18 protein-coding genes are annotated in these 19,169 nt (G+C 58.9%); 14 read left to right on the top strand and 4 right to left on the bottom strand.

All coding sequences use genetic code 11. From position 1 onward, the window contains the following. Window positions 1–15: 15 nt before the first annotated feature. The 4 genes from tsf (at window position 16) to HMPREF2614_RS08250 (ending at window position 3,337) form a co-directional block, all read left to right on the top strand. The gene (gene tsf / locus HMPREF2614_RS08235) at window positions 16–843 is read left to right on the top strand and encodes a translation elongation factor Ts (RefSeq protein ID WP_048735543.1); all 828 of its coding nucleotides are present in this window, start codon (window positions 16–18) and stop codon (window positions 841–843) included. A 182-nt stretch (window positions 844–1,025) separates the two neighbouring features. Next, window positions 1,026–1,751, top strand: coding sequence for a UMP kinase (gene pyrH, locus HMPREF2614_RS08240; RefSeq protein WP_005509726.1), 726 nt, complete (start codon window positions 1,026–1,028; stop codon window positions 1,749–1,751). Between the two features lie 83 nt (window positions 1,752–1,834). After that, entirely contained in the window at window positions 1,835–2,392 is a 558-nt protein-coding gene (gene frr, locus HMPREF2614_RS08245; protein ID WP_038628675.1) for a ribosome recycling factor, read from the top strand. Between the two features lie 39 nt (window positions 2,393–2,431). Next, window positions 2,432–3,337, top strand: a complete 906-nt coding sequence (locus tag HMPREF2614_RS08250; protein ID WP_038628677.1) for a phosphatidate cytidylyltransferase — start codon at window positions 2,432–2,434, stop codon at window positions 3,335–3,337. Between the two features lie 21 nt (window positions 3,338–3,358). On the opposite strand, the gene HMPREF2614_RS08255 is transcribed toward HMPREF2614_RS08250, so the two are convergent. Then, window positions 3,359–3,787, bottom strand: coding sequence for a lipopolysaccharide assembly protein LapA domain-containing protein (locus HMPREF2614_RS08255; protein WP_038628679.1), 429 nt, complete (start codon window positions 3,785–3,787; stop codon window positions 3,359–3,361). Between the two features lie 117 nt (window positions 3,788–3,904). Between HMPREF2614_RS08255 and rlmN the strand changes: the two genes are divergently transcribed. Further along, window positions 3,905–5,002: a dual-specificity RNA methyltransferase RlmN gene (gene rlmN / locus HMPREF2614_RS08260; protein ID WP_038628681.1), complete on the top strand. Its 1,098-nt coding sequence runs from the start codon at window positions 3,905–3,907 to the stop codon at window positions 5,000–5,002. 101 nt (window positions 5,003–5,103) lie between these two features. On the opposite strand, the gene HMPREF2614_RS08265 is transcribed toward rlmN, so the two are convergent. Beyond that, window positions 5,104–5,505 carry a DUF2631 domain-containing protein gene (locus HMPREF2614_RS08265; RefSeq protein ID WP_038628682.1) on the bottom strand — a complete coding sequence of 134 codons (402 nt, stop codon included), beginning with the start codon at window positions 5,503–5,505 and terminating at the stop codon, window positions 5,104–5,106. Window positions 5,506–5,720: 215 nt separating this feature from the next. On the opposite strand from HMPREF2614_RS08265, the gene HMPREF2614_RS08270 reads away from it, so the two are divergent. From HMPREF2614_RS08270 to HMPREF2614_RS08285, 4 genes are all read left to right on the top strand, one after another. Beyond that, entirely contained in the window at window positions 5,721–6,953 is a 1,233-nt protein-coding gene (locus HMPREF2614_RS08270; RefSeq protein WP_038628684.1) for a M50 family metallopeptidase, read from the top strand. Window positions 6,954–7,012: 59 nt separating this feature from the next. Further along, window positions 7,013–8,860, top strand: a complete 1,848-nt coding sequence (locus HMPREF2614_RS08275) for a penicillin-binding transpeptidase domain-containing protein (RefSeq protein WP_049181465.1) — start codon at window positions 7,013–7,015, stop codon at window positions 8,858–8,860. A 68-nt stretch (window positions 8,861–8,928) separates the two neighbouring features. Beyond that, on the top strand, window positions 8,929–9,840 hold the full coding sequence (gene map, locus HMPREF2614_RS08280; RefSeq protein ID WP_038628686.1) for a type I methionyl aminopeptidase: 912 nt from the start codon (window positions 8,929–8,931) through the stop codon (window positions 9,838–9,840). A gap of 3 nt (window positions 9,841–9,843) precedes the next feature. Further along, on the top strand, window positions 9,844–11,310 hold the full coding sequence (locus HMPREF2614_RS08285; protein WP_038628688.1) for a cobyric acid synthase: 1,467 nt from the start codon (window positions 9,844–9,846) through the stop codon (window positions 11,308–11,310). On the opposite strand, the gene mtr is transcribed toward HMPREF2614_RS08285, so the two are convergent. Together mtr and HMPREF2614_RS08295 are read right to left on the bottom strand one after the other, a co-directional pair. Then, window positions 11,307–12,731 carry a mycothione reductase gene (mtr, locus tag HMPREF2614_RS08290; RefSeq protein ID WP_038629565.1) on the bottom strand — a complete coding sequence of 475 codons (1,425 nt, stop codon included), beginning with the start codon at window positions 12,729–12,731 and terminating at the stop codon, window positions 11,307–11,309. The two genes, HMPREF2614_RS08285 and mtr, sit on opposite strands and share 4 nt — an antisense overlap. A gap of 69 nt (window positions 12,732–12,800) precedes the next feature. Continuing rightward, window positions 12,801–13,841 (bottom strand): alpha/beta hydrolase, encoded by a 1,041-nt coding sequence (locus HMPREF2614_RS08295; protein ID WP_038628690.1) that lies wholly within the window; start codon window positions 13,839–13,841, stop codon window positions 12,801–12,803. Between the two features lie 165 nt (window positions 13,842–14,006). Between HMPREF2614_RS08295 and mqo the strand changes: the two genes are divergently transcribed. The 5 genes from mqo to HMPREF2614_RS08320 all read left to right on the top strand — a co-directional run. Then, window positions 14,007–15,503, top strand: coding sequence for a malate dehydrogenase (quinone) (gene mqo / locus HMPREF2614_RS08300; protein ID WP_038628692.1), 1,497 nt, complete (start codon window positions 14,007–14,009; stop codon window positions 15,501–15,503). A 93-nt stretch (window positions 15,504–15,596) separates the two neighbouring features. Continuing rightward, window positions 15,597–16,748, top strand: a complete 1,152-nt coding sequence (locus HMPREF2614_RS08305) for a magnesium chelatase ATPase subunit I (protein WP_038628694.1) — start codon at window positions 15,597–15,599, stop codon at window positions 16,746–16,748. Window positions 16,749–16,854: 106 nt separating this feature from the next. Next, window positions 16,855–17,532, top strand: coding sequence for a vWA domain-containing protein (locus HMPREF2614_RS08310; RefSeq protein WP_224786679.1), 678 nt, complete (start codon window positions 16,855–16,857; stop codon window positions 17,530–17,532). Further along, window positions 17,513–18,133: a cob(I)yrinic acid a,c-diamide adenosyltransferase gene (cobO, locus tag HMPREF2614_RS08315; RefSeq protein WP_038629567.1), complete on the top strand. Its 621-nt coding sequence runs from the start codon at window positions 17,513–17,515 to the stop codon at window positions 18,131–18,133. Before HMPREF2614_RS08310 ends, cobO begins: the two co-directional genes overlap by 20 nt. Then, window positions 18,127–19,169 (top strand): cobyrinic acid a,c-diamide synthase CobB (locus tag HMPREF2614_RS08320; RefSeq protein ID WP_070560654.1); only part of this gene is annotated, 1,043 nt, incomplete at its 3' end. The genes cobO and HMPREF2614_RS08320, both read left to right, overlap by 7 nt.

A 19,169-nucleotide genomic window follows, 5' to 3' on the forward strand; every position in this document is an offset into this window, starting at 1 on the left:
GGAGGAACGCCCAGCATGGCGAATTTCACTGCTGCTGATGTCAAGAAGCTCCGTGAGCTGACCGGCTCCGGCATGAAGGCTTGTAAGGACGCACTCGTCGAGACCGACGGCGATTTCGACAAGGCTGTCGAGATCCTGCGCATTAAGGGCGCAAAGGACGTCGGCAAGCGTGCAGAGCGCACCGCTGCCGAGGGCCTGATTGCTGTTTCTGGTAACACCATGGTCGAGGTCAACTCCGAGACCGACTTCGTTGCCAAGAACCAGGAGTTCATCGACTTCGCCAACAAGGTCGCCGACGCTGCCGCAGCAGTCAAGGCAAACTCCCCGGAAGAGCTCGCAGCAGCTGACCTCGACGGTCAGACCGCAGCTGAGGCTACCCAGGAGCTCTCCGCAAAGATCGGTGAGAAGCTGGAGCTGCGTCGCGCTGCTACTCTCGAGGGCGACAACATCGCTGTCTACCTGCACCGCCGTGCAGCAGACCTGCCGGCAGCTGTCGGTGTTCTGGTTGCTTACACCGGTGAGGGAGAGGGCGCTGCAGAGACTGCTCACGCAGCAGCTATGCAGGTTGCCGCTCTGAAGGCTCAGTACCTGTCCCGCGAGGATGTCCCGGCTGACCGCGTCGAGGCAGAGCGCGCTGTCTACGAGAAGATTACTCGCGAAGAGGGCAAGCCGGAGCAGGCTATCGCCAAGATCGTCGAGGGCCGTCTGAACGGCTTCTACAAGGACGTTGTTCTGCTGGAGCAGCCTTCCGTCGCTGACAGCAAGAAGACCGTTAAGCAGCTCATGGAAGAGGCTGGCGTTACCCTGACCGGTTTCGTCCGCTTCGAGGTTGGTCAGCACTAATTCGCTGTAATTTGTGCTCTAACCTCTAGCTGCTAGCTAGTGTGAATGCCCCATCCGATTGCTTCGGGTGGGGCATTTTGCTGCCATGTTGCAGACAATGCGGAGCGTCAAGTGTGCCTTGCTGTCGTGACCGGGTAGACTCGTCTGCGACTTTTTAAACGGTGTGAGAAAGGTGCATGGTCATGGCAGAATCTGTCGAGCGCAATGGCTTCAAACGTGTGATGCTCAAGCTGGGTGGTGAAATGTTCGGTGGCGGCAAGGTTGGCGTTGACCCGGACGTGGTGCAAAACGTTGCCCGACAGATTGCGGAAGTTTCCCGAAAGGGCGTCGAGGTCTGTGTCGTCATCGGCGGAGGTAACTTCTTCCGTGGCGCACAGCTTCAGCAGCGCGGCATGGACCGCGCACGCTCTGACTACATGGGCATGCTGGGCACGGTCATGAACTGCCTGGCTCTGCAGGACTTCCTCGAGCAGGAGGGCGTGGACTGCCGCGTTCAAACTGCAATCAATATGGCACAGGTCTCGGAGCCGTACCTGCCGTTGCGTGCTAAGCGCCACCTGGAGAAGGGCCGCGTGGTCATCTTTGGTGCAGGTATGGGTATGCCGTACTTCTCCACCGACACCACCGCCGCCCAGCGCGCCCTGGAGATCGGCTGCGAGGTGCTGCTGATGGCCAAGGCCGTTGACGGTGTCTACTCGGCCGACCCACGTGAGGTGCCGGACGCAGAGCTGTTCGACGACATCACCCACCGTGAGGTTCTGGAACGCGACCTGCGCGTTGCGGATGCCACCGCTTTCTCCCTGTGCATGGACAACAACATGCCGATTCTCGTGTTTAATCTGCTTACCGACGGAAACATTGCGCGCGCGGTAGCCGGTGAGCAAATCGGTACTCTCGTCCACAGCTGATAAATTTGTTCGTAATACGTTCTTTCCACAGAGCGCTCTAGAACTATCTAGAACCCGCGTAGAAACCCGAGGTTAAAAACACAATGATTGATGAAGTCCTGCTTGACTGTGAAGAAAAGTACGGTAGCTCCGTAGAACACTGCCGCGAGGAGCTGACCCACATTCGCACTGGCCGTGCGAACCCGGCGATGTTCAACGGCGTTATTGCGGAGTACTACGGTGTTCCGACTCCGATTACCCAGATGGCTACCATTTCGGTTCCAGAGCCGCGCATGCTGCTGATTAAGCCGTATGAGCTGAGCGTCATGGGCGACATCGAAAACGCGATTCGCAACTCCGACCTGGGTGTGAACCCGACTAATGATGGCCAGGTCCTGCGCGTAACTATCCCGCAGCTGACCGAGGAGCGCCGTCGTGAGATGGTTAAAGTTGCCCGCTCGAAGGGCGAAGACGCCAAGATCGCGATTCGCAATGTCCGTCGTAAGGGCATGGAAACTCTGAAGAAGATTCAGAAGGACGGCGATGCTGGCGAGGATGAGGTGCAGGCAGGCGAAAAGGAGCTGGACCAGGTCACCAAGAACTACGTCGAGCAGGTGGACTCCTTGGTTGAACGCAAGGAAGCGGAACTGATGGAGGTTTAGGCCTTCATATTCAACCGGGAGAGGGGATTTGAGGCGCCAATGCCAACGTCGAAGCCAGCGTCCAATAAGGAACGTGTTCTAGACGAACTACGGCTTATTAAGCCACGCAACTCAGCAGGCCGGAACCTGTCGGTTGCAATCACGGTGGGCGTAGCACTTGGTGCAGTCGTCATCATCAGCTTGTTGCTGGGGTCGCTCGCATGGACCGTTCTGGTCGCCGGGGCGGTTGGTCTCGCAACCTGGGAGGTCTGCGAGCGGCTCCGTGAGTCCGATTGGCAGGTCCCTCGCCCGGTTCTGATTCTCGGCGGACAGCTGATGGTGTGGTTGTCCGCCTACTGGGGGATTGACGGTTTGGTGATGGGCCTGGCCGCGACCCTGATGCTCTTGCTGGTCGTCCGCCTGTTCTTACACGGGATGGCCGAAGCACCACGGAACTGGCTGCGAGATGTCGCAGTCGGAGTTTTCGTGGTGATGTGGATTCCGTTCTTTGCCGCGCTAGCTGTGCAGCTGGTACGCATGGACAATCCCTGGGGGGTTGATCCGCGTCTGGTCATTGTGACCTTCATGATTGGCGTTATTTCAAATGACGTCGGAGGCTATGCCGCTGGTGTAATGTTCGGAAAGCATCCGATGGCCCCAAAGGTAAGCCCTAAAAAATCCTGGGAAGGGTTCGGCGGCTCTCTTGTACTCGCCACCATTACTGGAGCGCTCTGTGCGATCTTTATGTTGCACGCGCCGTGGTGGCAGGGCATTGTGCTGGGCATCGCCCTGGTTATCTCGGCTACGCTTGGTGACCTGATGGAGTCCCAGTTCAAACGAGATCTGGGGATTAAAGATATGTCCTCGATTTTGCCGGGCCACGGCGGTCTGATGGACCGCCTGGATGGCATGCTGCCATCAGCCGCGATGACGTGGCTGATATTGCAGCTATTCAGCCTAGTTTAATTTGGCTGGTTCAATCGGCCTTTAGTTGCCGCCCTTACGAATCTGGCGGCGCAGATCAAACATTCGCCAGCCACCGATGAGTGCGGTGATGAGGGCGCCGAGGATGGCAGCGAACAGCATTCCGACGCCGACTGGGAAGTTCCAGGTCCAGCCGAACAGGTTTAGTGCGGTCTCCTGCTGATTCTGCAGAATGAACACCAGCAGTACGATCAGCAAAACTGCACTGATGACCAGGCCAACCCACATCGAGCCCGCGGTAGTCTTTTTCACCTTGCGCCGGCCAGGGGCGGGCGCTGGCTCCGGTGCGGAGTCCTTCTCTGTCGGTGCGTCAACGACTGGCTCTGGAAGGTTGTCCTGCTCAGGTGCAGGAGCCACGGAATCATTTGGGGAGTGCGACGGAGCATCATCGAAAAGCGGACTGTCGTTATTCGGCTGATTAGCGTTAGTCATACCTATCATTCAACACGTTTTGGCAGGTATGTACCACTTATAAAGGTCCACTTAGTTGCGGCTGCCGAGTCACTCATTAGGCCAAAACCGTCATTACATGCGAAAATGGGTGCTATCATGGCATCTTCACTTCCAATCGTTCTTAAAGCTCCACGTCGCGGCATGCCCGCGACCCATTTTGCGGACCTCGATGTTGAGGAACGGAAAGCTGCGGTCAAGGAACTGGGCCTGCCGGCCTTCCGTGCCGATCAGATTGCCCGGCACTATTACGGTCGGCTCGAGGCTGACCCTATGACGATGACTGATCTGCCGGAAGCAGATCGTCAAAAGGTCAAGGACAGTCTCTTCCCACCTCTGTTGACTCCCGTTCGCCACATCACCTGTGACGACGGCGAGACCCGTAAGACTCTGTGGCGTGCAGGTGACGGTACGCTGCTGGAATCCGTGCTGATGAAGTATCCGGGGCGTGCGACCCTCTGTATCTCCTCACAGGCCGGTTGCGGTATGGCATGCCCATTCTGTGCGACGGGTCAAGGCGGTCTGCAGCGTAATCTTTCCACCGCGGAGATTGTCGACCAGGTTCGTGAGGCCGCTGCTACTATGGCAGCTGAGGGCGGTCGTCTGACCAACATCGTATTTATGGGCATGGGCGAGCCGCTCGCGAACTACAATCGCGTTCTCGCCGCGGTCCATCGCATCACGCGGCCGTCGCCGCAGGGATTCGGCATCTCGATGCGCAATGTCACTGTTTCTACGGTCGGTTTCGCGCCGAACATCCGACGGCTTGCCGACGAGGACCTGTCAGTGACCCTCGCGGTGTCTCTGCACACTCCGGACGATGAGCTTCGCGATGAGCTGGTACCGATTAACAATCGCTTTACAGTGGCGGAGGTACTTGATGCAGCTCGCTATTACGCAGACAAGACTGGCCGTCGCGTATCTATTGAGTACGCTTTGATTCGCGATATTAATGACCAGGACTGGCGTGCAGACCTGTTGGGCAAGAAGCTCCACAACGCTCTGGGCTCACGTGTCCACGTCAACCTCATTCCGCTTAACCCAACTCCGGGTTCGAAGTGGGATGCCTCCCCGAAGAAGCAGCAGGAGGAATTCGTCCGTCGCGTGCAGGCGCAGGGGGTGCCGTGCACGGTCCGCGATACCCGTGGCAACGAGATTGCGGCAGCGTGTGGTCAGCTGGCGGCTGAAGAGGTTTAGTCGCTGAATAGCAAAAGATCCGCACCGAATTCGGTGCGGATCTTTTTGTGCGCTGTCGCTATAGAGCTGTTAGGCCAGACTTTCTGCAAAAGTGGCTAACTCTACTGGTTCTGTCCTTCCGGCAGGCGGTTCCAGGAGCGCAGCTGGGAGTCGGTCAGGTTAGCGTAGACACCAGTGCCGTTAACCTGGTCACGTGCCCACTCCGGCTCAATGTGGCCTTCCGGCTTGTTGTGACCGGTAACGGTGCGGACCTGGGAACCCTGCGGGGCGAACAGCTGCAGCAGCAGCCCAATGGCAATAAGGGCAGCAATGGCGACCAGCCACCAGTTCTCGACGTTGCCCTTGTGGTTACCGATGGTCATGCCCAGCAGGAAGATCACAGAAATCCAGCCGGCCTTCTGCATAGCGCTCTTGCTAATGCCGTGCCAGCCCCACTTCGCCGACGGCTCGTCGAGGGTGCTGACGCCGCGGTAAATCTCTTCCTTTGGCTCGTGGTTGCTCACTTGAAAGTCCTCCTGTTAACACTTTCGGCGAATTGCACTCTATATGCACTTCAGTCTATCTGCGATTTTGCTGAAAGCGACTGAGCGCATTTTCAGACAATCTTGAGTATCGGGTGTAAGGATACCTTAGAACTTGCTGAAATTGGGACTTCGCCCGGCTGGAAACTCTCCGGCGGTGTTCTGGTTTGCCCAAAGTGGGGGTAGGGTGAGCACTCGTGACATTTCTTCTTGGAGTTTTACTCTTCGCAATCGGCATCGCGGTGACAATCGCCCTTCACGAATGGGGCCATCTCACCGCAGCTCGACTGTGTGGAATGCAAGTGCGTCGGTACTTCATTGGCTTCGGCCCAACGCTGTTTTCCTTCAAGCGGCATCACGCTGCGGCAGGAGGGCATGACACCGAGTATGGAGTAAAGGCAGTTCCGTTTGGCGGATTCTGCGACATCGCAGGTATGACCGCTATGGATCCAATCGATCCTGCCGAAGAGCCCTACGCTATGTACAAGAAGCCGTGGTGGCAGCGCATTATCGTGATGCTCGGTGGGGTGGCGATGAACCTCATCGTGGGATTCATCATTCTTTACTTCATCGCAGTGACGTGGGGTTTGCCCAATATGGGTAAGGAAATGGCCCCGCGCATTCAGGCGGTACAGTGCGTCTCGCCGGCACAGCGGGCCGACGGCACTCTGGAACCCTGCACTGGTTCCGGTCCTGCAGAGCGCGCAGGGCTACGTGCCGGAGATGTGATTGAGAAGATCAATGGCACCAAGATTACGTCCTACCCCGAGGCTGTGTCTCTTATCGGCAGCTCTGCAGGTGGCGACATCAAAATGACCATCGACCGCAATGGCAGCACCCAGACGGTCACGGTCACCCCGGAAGTCGTCAAACGCAAGACTAACGACGGCCAGGACATCGACCAGCCAGCGATTGGTATCGCCTTCCAGCGACCAGAGACTATCCTCCACGAGTACAACGCAGTGACCGCCATCGGCGGTGCGGCCAGCTTCACAGGCAGTCTTTTTGGGGCGGTTTGGAACGGGCTGCTCTCCATCCCGGAGAAGGTTCCCGGTGTGGTTGCGTCCATCTTCGGTGCTCAGCGTGACCCGGCCAGCCCAATGAGCGTCGTCGGTGCTTCGCGTGCCGGCGGTGAATTGGTGGAGATGAACCAGTGGCCTTCATTTTTCCTATTGCTGGCCAACCTCAATTACTTCCTGGCCGTGTTCAACCTCGTGCCGTTGCCGCCACTCGACGGTGGCCACATCGCCGTTGTTATTTATGAACGCATTCGGGACGTGATTCGCAAGGCATTCGGTAAGCCATCGCTTGGGCCTGCCGATTACACCAAACTCATGCCAATTACTATGGCCTTTACCGCGGTTTTGCTGGTCTTCGGCGTTCTGGTCATGGCCGCTGACGTGGTCAATCCAATTGTGCTGAACCGCTGATAGCAGGTTGCGGCGTGCCAGCATCGTCGTAAAGCAAAGCGGTGCTAACGTCAGCCCACATGGAACAAACTTCGCGCCGCAAGCCCCTGCTTCGCAGTATCTCGGCTGTGGCAATTACGGGTCTGGTGTTGTCATCCGCCGCGTGTACGCCGCGGCCTGACACCGGGCGCGAGGTGCTAGAGGAATTCCTGGGGGCGCTGGCGGGAGGGGACATTGCTAAGGCTGCGGCACTGACTGATCACCCGGACTCCGCTGAAGGAGATCTGAAGGCGGCCACTGCCGGACTCCAGCCGGAGGGGCTTGAGTATGAGATTGCGGGTATCGATTCCAGCTCGAACCAGTCCTCGGCGGAAGTCGCCATGAATTGGCAGCTACCGCATCAGCGACGCTGGGGATATGACACCACTTTCACATTGACCAAGACTGAGACTGGGCAACGGGATTGGGCATTGCGCTGGTCGCCAGCATCCCTGCATCCACAGCTGGGGCGTAACCAACACCCAGAATTGCGCACTATCGCAGCTCCACGTCCGTCTGTGGTTGGCTCGGACGGTGCGGCCTTGCTCGAGCCAGGGACTGTGCACCGGGTAATTCTCCATCGTGATGGGGCGGAGAATGTGCAGTCGTCGATTAATCGGGCGGCGACGGTCATCAATAATGAAATGCCGGAAGACGGTCCGAAGCTTGACGCACGCGCTGTGGGGGAGCAGGCGAGCGGCGGAAAGGGTAATTTTTCGCTGATCGTGTTGCCGGCATCCACGCCACAGCGTGTCAAAGATGATCTCGCTGACATTGATGGAATTTCGGTTAACGATGAAGCCGCTATGGTGCGACCCGACCCGGGGTTCGCGCCCGATTTGATGAGTCGCGTGGAAAGACTAGTGGACACCGGTGATCACGGTGCCGATGGCTGGAATATCGTGGCGGCCAACGAGGGCGGAGCCGTCGTCGACACCCTCTATGAGGTGTCTCCGGATGTAGCGCCGGCGGTGCAGGCATCAATTAGTAAAAAGGTGCAGGACGCAGCGCAAAAGGCCGTCGATACTCGGCAAGATGCTAAGGCAATGCTGGTGGCTGTGCAGCCGTCGACCGGCAAGATTCTGGCGGTAGCCCAGACGGCGGAAGCAGATAAGGACGGCGACCTTGCGCTGATGGGACAGTTCCCGCCGGGATCGACGTACAAGATTGTCACTGCCGCCGCAGGTGTGCAGCACGAGGGGCTAAATGCGGGATCGACTGTGCCGTGCCCAGGTTCGATGGAGATCGGGCCGCGTATTGTCACCAACTACAACGGAAGTGGCGTCGGGAATACCTCGCTGAGCGATGCGTTCGCGCGGTCTTGTAACACCACGTTTGGCAACATCTCTCACAAGTTGGAGCCAGGGCAGTTCAAGGAGGAGTCCAAGAACTTCGGCATCGGCATCAACTATCACATCGCGGGCCTCGACACTATTACCGGCAGCGTGTCTGATGGCAGTGATGAAGTCGAGCGTATCGATGCGGGCTATGGGCAGGGCAATGACTTGGCCAGCCCGTTTGGCATGGCGCTGGTTTCCGCGACGGTGGCGGCCGGACGCACTCCGACACCGTCACTCGTGCCAAGCGCGGGAACCTGGCAGTCGCAGGTATCAAAGCCACTGCCGCCTGAGGTTTTGAATGAGGTTCGCACACTCATGCGGGCGGTGGTCACCTCTGGTACTGGTTCGGCCATTGCCGGTCGAGGTGAAGTCTATGCAAAGACCGGTGAGGCCGAGTACGCTGGCGGCTCCCACGCTTGGTTTACTGGCTACCGCGATGATTTGGCCTTTGCCACGCTTATCGTTGGCGGTGGTGGTTCGGAGCATGCCGTGGCGATTACCGATGCCTTCTTCGCCAATATCGATGAAGGTTCGGGGGACGAGGGCTAGAGCATTTCTGGCTTTGAAACCGGCACAGGCCGAAAGGCTAATCCGGGGGTAGGGGTAGAGTATGTTCCATGACTCAGCGTTCTCCACTTACTCAGCAAAAATCCACTCCAATTCGTACCGTTCCGGCACATATTGAACGGCCGGAGTACGCCTGGAAGGACGAGGTTCAGGAAGGCGTCGGCGAGCCGCTGGTACAGACTCCGGAAGATATTGAAAATATGCGAGAGGTCTCTCGCATTGCTGCCAACGCGTTGGTGGAGGCCGGCAAGGCCGTAGCTCCGGGCGTGACCACGGATGAGATTGACCGGGTGGTGCACGAGTACCTGTTGGATCACGACACCTACCCGTCCACGCTGGGGTACCGCGGTTTTGAGAAGTCGTGCTGCGTGTCTCTCAATGAGATTGTCTGCCACGGTATTCCGGATACTCAGGTTATTGAAGACGGCGATATCGTCAATGTCGACGTCACCGGATACAAGAACGGCGTCCACGGCGACACCAACGCGACTTTCCTCGCCGGCAATGTCTCGGAGGAGCACAGCCAGCTGGTGGAGCGCACTTACAATGCCACCATGCGCGGCATTAAGGTCATCAAGCCGGGCCGTGAGATTAATGTCATCGGCCGCGTGATTGAGTCCTACGCTAAGCGTTTTGGATACAACACTGTTCGGGACTTCACCGGTCACGGTGTCGGGACCACGTTCCATAATGGTTTGATTGTGTTGCACTACGATGAGCCGAGCCAGGATACCATTTTCGAGCCGGGCATGACCTTGACTGTCGAGCCGATGATTAACCTCGGTGAGCTGCCTTACCACATCTGGGATAACGGCTGGACTGTGCAGAATGATGACTTCAAGTTCACCGCTCAGTTCGAGCACACGGTGCTGGTGACCTCCGACGGCTATGAAATCCTCACCCTGCCGGATGAGCAGAACGTGCCAGGCCAGTTCCAGACTGGTTGGAAGCCCGAGGCCTAAGCAGTGCAGGCTCCTGCAGCTCTGATTGCCGGCTGCACCTCAGATGCCGGTAAGTCGGTTCTGGTCGCCGGCATGTGTCGGTTGCTCGCGCGACGCGGAGTGCGCGTCGCGCCCTTCAAGGCGCAAAACATGTCCAACAATTGCGCTGTCACGCTCGACGGCGGCGAGATTGGGCGCGCGCAGGCTCTGCAGGCGTTGGCCTGTGGGCTGGAGCCGGATGTCTCCTTTAACCCGGTGCTTCTCAAGCCGGGCTCGGACCACACCAGTCAGGTGGTGGTGAAGGGCAAGGCTGATGGGCATGCGAGCGCCCTGACGTACCGGTCGCGGAGAAAAGCGCTGCGCGGAGTAGTTGCGGAGACATTGGAAGAGCTGCGGGGGCAGTTCGATGTCGTCCTGTGTGAAGGCGCTGGTAGTCCTGCCGAGGTCAATCTGCGGGAGTCAGACATTGCCAACATGGGGTTGGCAGAGCTCGCTGATTTGCCGGTTGTGGTCGCCGGTGACATTGACCGCGGTGGGGTGCTTGCACATTTCGTCGGCACGCATGCAATTTTGAGCCCCGAAGACCGCGCGCGAATTACCGGTTTTATTGTCAACAAGTTCCGGGGCGATGTTTCGCTGTTGATGCCGGGATTGGACGTAGTGCGTGAGTACACCGGTGTGCCCGTACTCGGCGTGGTGCCGTTTATTCCGGGGCTGTGGATCGATGCGGAGGATTCGCTCGGCACAGTCGCTGGTGCGTCGGTAGGGCCGGCGAACGCACCGCTGGGCACGGAAACGTTGTCCGTGGCCGCCATTCGCTTGCCGCGCGTGTCCAACGCCACCGATATCGAGGCGCTTGCCTGTGAACCAGGGGTACACGTGCAGTGGACGGTCGATCCGTCGGTCGTTGCTCGCGCCGACCTGGTCGTGTTGCCCGGGACGAAGTCGACGGTCGCCGATCTCAAGTGGTTGCGCGAGCGTGGGCTTGACGACGTACTTGAGAACCGAGCCGCCCGGGGGCTACCGCTGATTGGCATCTGCGGTGGGTTCCAAATGCTCTGCACCACCATCACTGACTCGGTGGAGTCGGCAGCCGGGACCGTGAACGGGCTTGGCGTGTTCGATACCGACATTGAATTCGCGGGGACGAAGACACTGGTGAGTCACCCGGATGGCTCGTACGAAGTGCACAATGGACAGGTTGTGCGAAGCAGTGAACATCCTTTTATCACTGAGCCTGAAGAAGAAGGGGCGCGGCGTGGCATGGTGATGGGTACGCACCGCCACGGCTACCTGGAAAATGATCAGGCGCGCCGTGAGTTGCTGATGGAAGTGGCAGTTGCCGTCGGTCGGGACGGCTTCGAGGTCAGCTCTACTACTTCGTTTGCCGCAGAACGGCTGTGGCAGGTCGACATGTTGGCCGATGCAGTCGAGGAGTACCTGGCTGGGCCGGCATTGGCCCAGGCCACAGGTATTGAGCAGCTAGGCTAGTTATCGAACTCCAGGCCCAGAATCGCGTTTTCAATCAGCTCGGGCAGCGCTGGGTGAATCCAGTGCTGGCCTGTGACAACTTCGCGCACATCCATCTCGAAGCTCATCATCTGGATGCACTGCTGCACTAGAGTGGCAGCCTGCTCGCCGATGAAGTGCGCACCCAGCAGGCGGCCGGTGGCGCGGTCCGCAATCAGTTTGGCAAAGCCGTCGCGATCCTCCAGTGCCCAGCCGTAGGCAACGTCGCCGTAATTCTGTACCTTCACGGTAATGTCCGTGCCATTTTCCGCAGCCCAGGCGCAAGCTTCGTCCTCGGTCATACCGACCTGACCGATCTGCGGATGTGAGAAGACTGCCGACGGAATGTAGCGGTGGTCAAATTCACGCAGGTCGGACGGGTTCAGCACGTTGTGGAAGACCACCTTGGCCTCATGGTTGGCGATATGCTTCAGCTGGTACGGGCTAGAGACATCGCCCAGCGCCCACACACCTTCGGCTGAGGTGCGACCGTACTGGTCAACCTTGATGCGACCATCGTCGTGCATCTCCACACCACCGGCTGCAAGATCCATACGGTCACCGTTGGGGATGCGTCCGGTTGCCACTAGCAGGGCATCGGCTGCGAGCTCCGTGCCGTCGTCAAGCGTGGCCGTGACGATCTCGCCCTCCTGGGAGAGTTCAGTGATGGAGGTGTTCATACGGATGTCAATGTCACGGGCGGCAACCTCGTGGAAACGCTCGGAGATAGCGGCATCGGAGCCACGCAGCATGACATCGGAGCGCACCAGCATGTGCACCTTCGTACCGAAGGATGCGAAGACGTGCGCGAACTCGCTAGCGATGTAGCCACCGCCGACGACAATCATTTCGCGCGGAAGCTTGTCGACGCGCATGATGTTCTCGTTGGTGTAGTAATCCACCCCGGACTGTGTGATGAGGCTCGGGACATGCGGGCGGGATCCTGCAGCGATGATGATGTTGTCGGCTGTGATGTCGACAATTTCCTCGCCGATGCCAGTGCGAATAGTGCGGGGGCCGACGAACGTTGCGTGGCGGTCGTAGACATCGATATTGGGAGTCTCGTCCCCGCGGCGGTATGCCTCGCCGCCGTCGGCAATCTGGTCGACTCGCTGGGCGAAAACGCGATCCTGGATTTGCTTGAGATCAACGGAGCTGAAGGTGCCGTGCACGCCCAGGCGGCTGGCCTCGCGGATGTTGCGGGCGGCATCAGCGGCCAGAACGAACATCTTGGTGGGAATGCACCCAACGTTGAGGCAAGTACCGCCGAAACGTCCTTCCTCCACCAGAGCGATACGGACATTGTCGTAGTCCGGGGCTGGAATGGAATTGCCGGACCCTGTTCCGATAATGATGACGTCGTAGTGGCGTGGGGTAGTCTCAGGCGAATTCTCAGTGGTCACAAGCACTCCTAGCATTCTGGTCAAACTAGTTTGGTTCAACCGTACTGAATGCTGATTTATTCCGAGCTCCTATTTTGAGCTGCCTCCCGGCTTGACCGTGGCGAGGAACTGGAAGGTCTCATCAAAAGCGCGATCTAGTGCTTCGGGTTCCGAGAGATACACGTCATGGAGCGCACCCGGAATCGCGACGTTGCGAGCCTGCGGGCCCAGGTGGGCAGTGGCATCGGCAATTTGTTCAGTGTTGAGAACAGAGTCAACGCGACTGAGCTCCGGGATGTAGTCGGAACCGAGAAGGTAGTTGTCCGAGTGGAGGACGAGCGTCGGCACGCCGGTGTCGATACCGCGGCTAACACGTTGCTGGCCGACGATGATGGCATTGAGCCAACGCCAGTTCTTGTCATGGCCAGCCAGCGGCTTGAAAGTGCGGTTGTACTCCCAGCGTCCCTGGTGGTCGGCGCTAATGGATTTGCCATAGCCGCCCGCAGACTGCACCGGAATAAGATTGTTGGGGCGAATCCGCGACATAACGCGAGCCACTAGCGAGTACACGGGAGCCTTTGCCCGGGAAACGTGCAGAGTCAGCCACGGTGAGTTCAAGACGGCAGCCGTGACGGAAATATTGAGTGCTTGCGAGCAATGGCCGCCTGTGCTTCGTAGCCAATCGAGCCAGAGAACGGCAATGAGACCGCCGGTGGAGTGCGCATTAACAGTGACAGTTGTATGACCAGCGTGGTCTAACACCGCGAGTGCGCCGTTGAGATCCTCGAAGTAATTCGTTAAATCGCTGCAGCCATGCCAAGTCTGCCCCGGTTGGTGAGCGCGCCCGCACTTGCGCAGGTCAATGGCGTAAAATGCGTACCCTTCGGAGTGGTAACGCTCTGCCACGTGCCTTTGGAAGAAGTAGTCCGACATCCCGTGGATCCAAAGAACTGCCGGACGCGCTTGGAAGTCGCTTGCCGACGAGTCGGGGCAGTAGCGCACCAAAACCGCGCGTATCGACCCCTCGCCGTCGGGGTCCTGGCCGAGTTCGATGACATGTTGGCTGTAGCCCTCGCCTAGGTTATCGGGGTTAAAGGCGGGGGTAGTGAAATCGGGAATATCGGTAGTCACAGGGTCAAGCCTAGCGCCGATTACCGGGGGTAGTGGGAATGTGTGCCACAATAGATTATGGACTGAGACGGTAGCTCTCTTTTGCGTCTTTAGTTGTGTGTGCGCGCATGTGAGCGAGCGCTAGTTTGAATCACTAATCAAGTTAGTAAGGATGTTGACAGCAAAATGGCTGATAACAAGCTTCCTGCTTCCAGTGGCGACGAGGTAGATGTCGTCCTCATCGGTGCAGGTGTAATGAGTGCGACGCTGGGTGTGCTGCTCAAGGAGCTCGAGCCATCCTGGTCACAGGTTCTGTTCGAGCGTCTCGATCAGCCCGCCAAGGAGTCTTCCTCCCCGTGGAACAACGCTGGTACCGGCCACTCTGCTCTGTGCGAGCTGAACTACACGCCGGAGAAGAACGGCAAGGTCGATGTCACCAAGGCTAAGACCATTAATGAGCAGTTCCAGGTTTCCCGCCAGCTGTGGACCTCGCTGATTGAAAACGGCACCCTGACTGACCCGAAGGAGTTCATCAACCCGGTTGACCACACCACCTTCGCTCAGGGACCGGAGCAGATGGCGTTCATGCGTCGTCGCTACGAGGCACTTGAGAAGGAGCCGTTGTTCCACGGTCAGGAGCTCATTGAGGATCCGGACCGTTTCGCTGAGTATCTTCCGCTGATGTCGGAGGGGCGTGACTTCTCCAAGCCGGTTTCCGCTATTCGTAACCCGAATGGTACGGACGTTAACTTCGGTGCACTGACCAAGCAGTACCTGGCCGCACTGTCCGATATGGGTACTGAGATTCGCTACGGACACGAGGTCACCGGTCTGAAGCGCGACGGTTCCAAGTGGATTGTCACGGTGAAGAACCTGCACACCAAGGACGTTCGCACCCTGGTTGCCAACTTCGTCTTCGTCGGTGCCGGCGGTGACGCGCTGCCGCTGCTGCAGAAGGCTCGTATTAACGAGATTCGTGGTTTCGGTGGCTTCCCAGTCTCCGGCCAGTGGCTGCGCTGCACCAACGAGGAAGTTATTGCCCAGCATGACGCCAAGGTCTACGGTAAGGCTTCCGTCGGCACGCCGCCGATGTCGGTTCCGCACCTGGACACCCGTGTTATCGACGGCAAGCGTGGCCTGCTCTTTGGTCCGTACGCCGGTTGGAACATGAAGTTCCTGAAGAACGGTAACAACCTGGACCTGATTAAGTCTCTGCGTCCGGCCAACCTGCCGTCCATGATGGGTGTTGGTGTCCAGGAGATGGGGCTGACCAAGTACCTGATTACTGAGGTTCTGAAGGACTTCGACGCACGTATCGAGTCCCTGCGTGAGTACGTCCCGAACGCTCGCCCAGAGGACTGGGAGCTGATTGTCGCTGGTCAGCGAGTTCAGGTCATTAAGCCGATGAAGGCTCCGGTCTTCGGTACCCTCGAGTTCGGTACCGCGGTCATCAACTCGTGGGACGGCACCATTGCCGGCCTGATGGGTGCCTCCCCGGGTGCGTCCATCGCCCCGGCCGTGATGATCAGCCTGATTGAGCGCTGCTTCGGTCGCCACATGGGCAAGTGGGCTCCGAAGCTAAAGGAGCTCGTCCCGTCCTACGGCACGCACCTGGCTGATGACCCGGCTCTGTTCAAGGAGGTCTGGGAGGCTTCCCAGAAGACCCTGAAGTTGGAGCGCTAAGCACTCCGCTGAAGAGCTTCAAAGAGTTCAATTAAGCCAACATTTTCTACCCCGCTGTGAGCCATCCGCTCGCAGTGGGGTAGAACTGTGTTTATGGAAAAAATCACGTCAGCTACCACTGCACAAACAGAGCCCACTTTTCCTTTTACTGCGATTGTCGGGCAGCAGCGACTACAGCTTGCGTTGATTCTGACCGCTCTATCCCCGGAGATAGGTGGCGTGGTAATCCGCGGTGAGAAGGGCACAGCCAAGACCACTACGGTCCGCGCGTTGGCACCATTTCTCAGCGGATCGTTGGTGAACCTGCCACTCGGCGCTACGGAAGATCGAGTCGTGGGCTCCATCGATGTGGAGACCGTCCTGACGACCGGACACGCGCAGTTCAATCCGGGCCTACTCAGCGCTGCTGACGGTGGCATTCTCTATGTCGACGAGATTAATCTGCTGCCGGATCACCTCGTTGACTCAGTGCTCGATGCCGCAGCCACCGGTCGCGTGGTTGTTGAACGCGACGGCATCTCGCACTCCGCCACCTCCAGGTTCGTGTTGGTCGGCACGATGAACCCGGAAGAGGGCGAATTGCGTCCCCAACTTCTCGACCGCTTTGGTCTCGCCATCGACGTCACCGCCTCCAAGGATCCGGCCGTCCGCGCGGAGATCGTCGCCCGTCGACTCGACTTTGACGCCAATCCGGAGAGCTTTGTCACGCGGTTCGCCACCGACGACGAGGCACTACACGCTCGCATCGATCGCGCACGCACACTGCTTGACGACGTCGAATTGACTCCCAGCATTCTCGGTCAAATTGCCACCGTGTGCGCTGCTTTTGATGTGGACGGGATGCGAGCCGACATCGTCATTGCACGTACCGCCCGCGCTCACGCTGCATGGCGAGTAGCTGGGGACGAGTCAGCGCAGCCACAACCGGGCAATCCAATTGAGATCACTGCGGAAGACATTAAGGTAGCTGCAGAAATGGCACTGCCGCACCGTCGTCGCCGTGACCCCTTTGATGAACCAGGATTGGACCAGGAGCAGCTCGATGATGCTCTGCAGGATGCAGAGGAGCAGTTCCGAGATGACCAGAATCAGTCAGAGTCGGATCCGGAATCGTATCCAGAGCCCGAGGCTGATCAGGTCTCCCAGTTCGACTCCAACTCCGAACCTCAGGAGCCACAACAGTCGAATTCCGCGGGGTTGAAGGGAGGTCGCGCCGCTGAAGGCGCCCCCTTTCGCCGTTCGTAAAATCAGTGTCGACGGCGTCGGCCAAGGAGATTCCGGCCGTCGCTCCAAGGCCATTGGTCCCCGGGGCAGCACCATTGGCGCCGAACGTGGCGGTCATGGTCTCCACGTGCCGGCGACAGTGCTGGCCGCGGCCAATCGTGGTGCCCGCATGGGCAACTCCATGATCCCTCTGAAACCGGAAGACGTTCACGGCGCCATCCGACAGGGAACTGAGTCCAATCTGGTCGTCTTCGTTGTGGACACCTCGGGTTCTATGGCCGCGCGCGACCGTCTGGCAGCCGTCACCGGCGCCGTCACTTCGCTGCTGCGTGATGCCTACCAGAGCCGCGACAAAGTCGCTGTCATTACTTTCCGCGGGAACAGTGCCGAATTGGTTTTACCACCGACCAAGTCTATTGACACCGCAGTACGTCGCCTCGCAGATGTCCGCACTGGGGGCCGAACCCCATTGGCTGAAGGATTGCTGAAGGCACACGAAGTGGTGGTGCGGGAAGCGCACCGGGAGCCCACGCGCCGCGCAATTATGGTGTTGCTCTCCGATGGCCGAGCAACAGGTAAAAATGGGCTGCAGCAGGCGAGGGCCGTGGCCGCAAAGATCCGTCGTCAAGCGTTGGCGGCGACGGTGGTTATCGACTGTGAGCGCGCTCGCGTGCGGCTGGGGTTGGCACAGGAAATGAGTGTGGAGTTGGGTGCCACCTGCATAAACCTCTCAGAACTCAATGCCGAAGCCGTGGCGGGTGTGGTCCATGCCTATCATCGAGACCATGGCACAAGGAAAGCTTGACCCCAAATCAATTCCCAATGATGGACTGACCACCAGGCAGCGTCGCATGATTCCGATTACCGCCGTGCATACGGGCCCAGGTAAAGGCAAGTCCACCGCGGCATTCGGGATGGCGATGCGCGCGTGGAATCAGGGGATGAATATTGGTGTCTTCCAGTTTGTGAAATCGGCAAAGTGGAAGGTTGGCGAGGAAGCTGTCATGCGTCGGCTCGGCGAGCTGCACGACGACACGGGGGAGGGCGGCCCGGTCGAATGGCACAAGATGGGCGAAGGCTGGTCCTGGTCGCGTAAGCAGGGCACCGAGGAGGATCATGCCGCAGCTGCTGCCGAGGGATGGCAGGAGATCAAGCGGCGCCTGGAAAATGAGGTGCACGATTTCTACGTCCTCGACGAGTTCACCTACCCAATCAAGTGGGGTTGGATTGATGTCGACGATGTGGTGGAGACATTGAGGAATCGTCCCGGCCGCCAGCATGTGGTGATGACTGGCCGCGATGCGGATTCGAAGCTGGTGGAGGTCGCGGATCTGGTGACGGAGATGACCAAGATTAAGCATCCGATGGATGTCGGGCGTAAGGGACAAAAGGGCATCGAGTGGTAGCGCCTGGAATTGTCGTTGCGGCGACGGCCTCGGGCACGGGCAAGACCACAATTTCCACTGGTCTTATGCGTGCACTGTCGCGCCGCCACGCGGTGGCACCATTCAAAGTCGGGCCGGATTATATTGACCCCGGCTATCACGGGGTAGCGGCTGGTCGTCCCGGGCGCAATCTGGATTCCTTCATGTGCTCGCCTGAGATGATTGGGCCGCTCTACGCACACGGAGCTGCCGACAGCGATATTGCGGTGGTCGAAGGTGTTATGGGGCTGTTCGACGGCCGCATTGGTGACGACCCGCTATCGGTGGAGGGGTCGACGGCCGAGATTGCCTCGCTGCTGGGACTGCCGGTGGTGTTGGTTATTGATGCCCGGCATATGTCGCAGTCGGCGGCGGCTGTTGTTCACGGTTTCTCCACGCTTCGCACTGATGTCCGTGTCAGTGGCGTGATTATTAATCAGGTGGGCAGCCCGCGGCATGCGGACATCATTACCCGTTCTGTGGAGGCCATGGGTGTCGAGGTGCTCGGCGCGATTCCGCGAGTGACTGATATTGAGGTGCCCAGTAGGCATTTGGGGCTGGTCACTGCAGTCGAGCAGGGTGAGCAGCTAGAAGCGGTCATTGAATCGATGGCCAACTTGGTGGAGACGTACATCGACATCGACCGGATTGTCCAGCTTGCCCGGCAGCCCTATCCAGCTGAGCCATGGGACCCCGCACAGTTCGTTGCACCGCTGGCTACTCAGCGCCGCGTGCGCGTGGCGGTCGCGGCGGGTCCTGCGTTCTCGTTTACCTATGCAGAGCACCGTGAGCTATTGCGGGCTGCTGGAGCCGAGGTCGTGGATTTTGACCCATTGGTTGACGAACTGCCGGAAGCCGAAGGCTACATCGTGCCCGGTGGATTCCCGGAAGAGCATGCCGACGCGCTATCTATTCGCGATGACATTCGCCGCGATTTACGTCAGGCTGCCGACGATGGTGCGCTGATTCACGGCGAATGCGCGGGGCTGCTCTGGCTGCTTGAAGATCTCGGTGGGCG

This window comes from Corynebacterium sp. HMSC074C11, assembly GCF_001809455.1.
GTDB lineage: Bacteria > Actinomycetota > Actinomycetes > Mycobacteriales > Mycobacteriaceae > Corynebacterium > Corynebacterium amycolatum.

Coding starts and splice junctions, on each gene's coding strand:
- mqo (WP_038628692.1), top strand. CDS start 14,007: ATGGCTGATAACAAGCTTCCTGCTTCCAGTGGCGACGAGGTAGATGTC.
- cobO (WP_038629567.1), top strand. CDS start 17,513: ATGGCACAAGGAAAGCTTGACCCCAAATCAATTCCCAATGATGGACTG.
- rlmN (WP_038628681.1), top strand. CDS start 3,905: ATGGCATCTTCACTTCCAATCGTTCTTAAAGCTCCACGTCGCGGCATG.
- HMPREF2614_RS08275 (WP_049181465.1), top strand. CDS start 7,013: ATGGAACAAACTTCGCGCCGCAAGCCCCTGCTTCGCAGTATCTCGGCT.
- map (WP_038628686.1), top strand. CDS start 8,929: ATGACTCAGCGTTCTCCACTTACTCAGCAAAAATCCACTCCAATTCGT.
- HMPREF2614_RS08250 (WP_038628677.1), top strand. CDS start 2,432: ATGCCAACGTCGAAGCCAGCGTCCAATAAGGAACGTGTTCTAGACGAA.
- HMPREF2614_RS08255 (WP_038628679.1), bottom strand. CDS start 3,787: ATGACTAACGCTAATCAGCCGAATAACGACAGTCCGCTTTTCGATGAT.
- tsf (WP_048735543.1), top strand. CDS start 16: ATGGCGAATTTCACTGCTGCTGATGTCAAGAAGCTCCGTGAGCTGACC.
- HMPREF2614_RS08305 (WP_038628694.1), top strand. CDS start 15,597: ATGGAAAAAATCACGTCAGCTACCACTGCACAAACAGAGCCCACTTTT.
- frr (WP_038628675.1), top strand. CDS start 1,835: ATGATTGATGAAGTCCTGCTTGACTGTGAAGAAAAGTACGGTAGCTCC.
- pyrH (WP_005509726.1), top strand. CDS start 1,026: ATGGCAGAATCTGTCGAGCGCAATGGCTTCAAACGTGTGATGCTCAAG.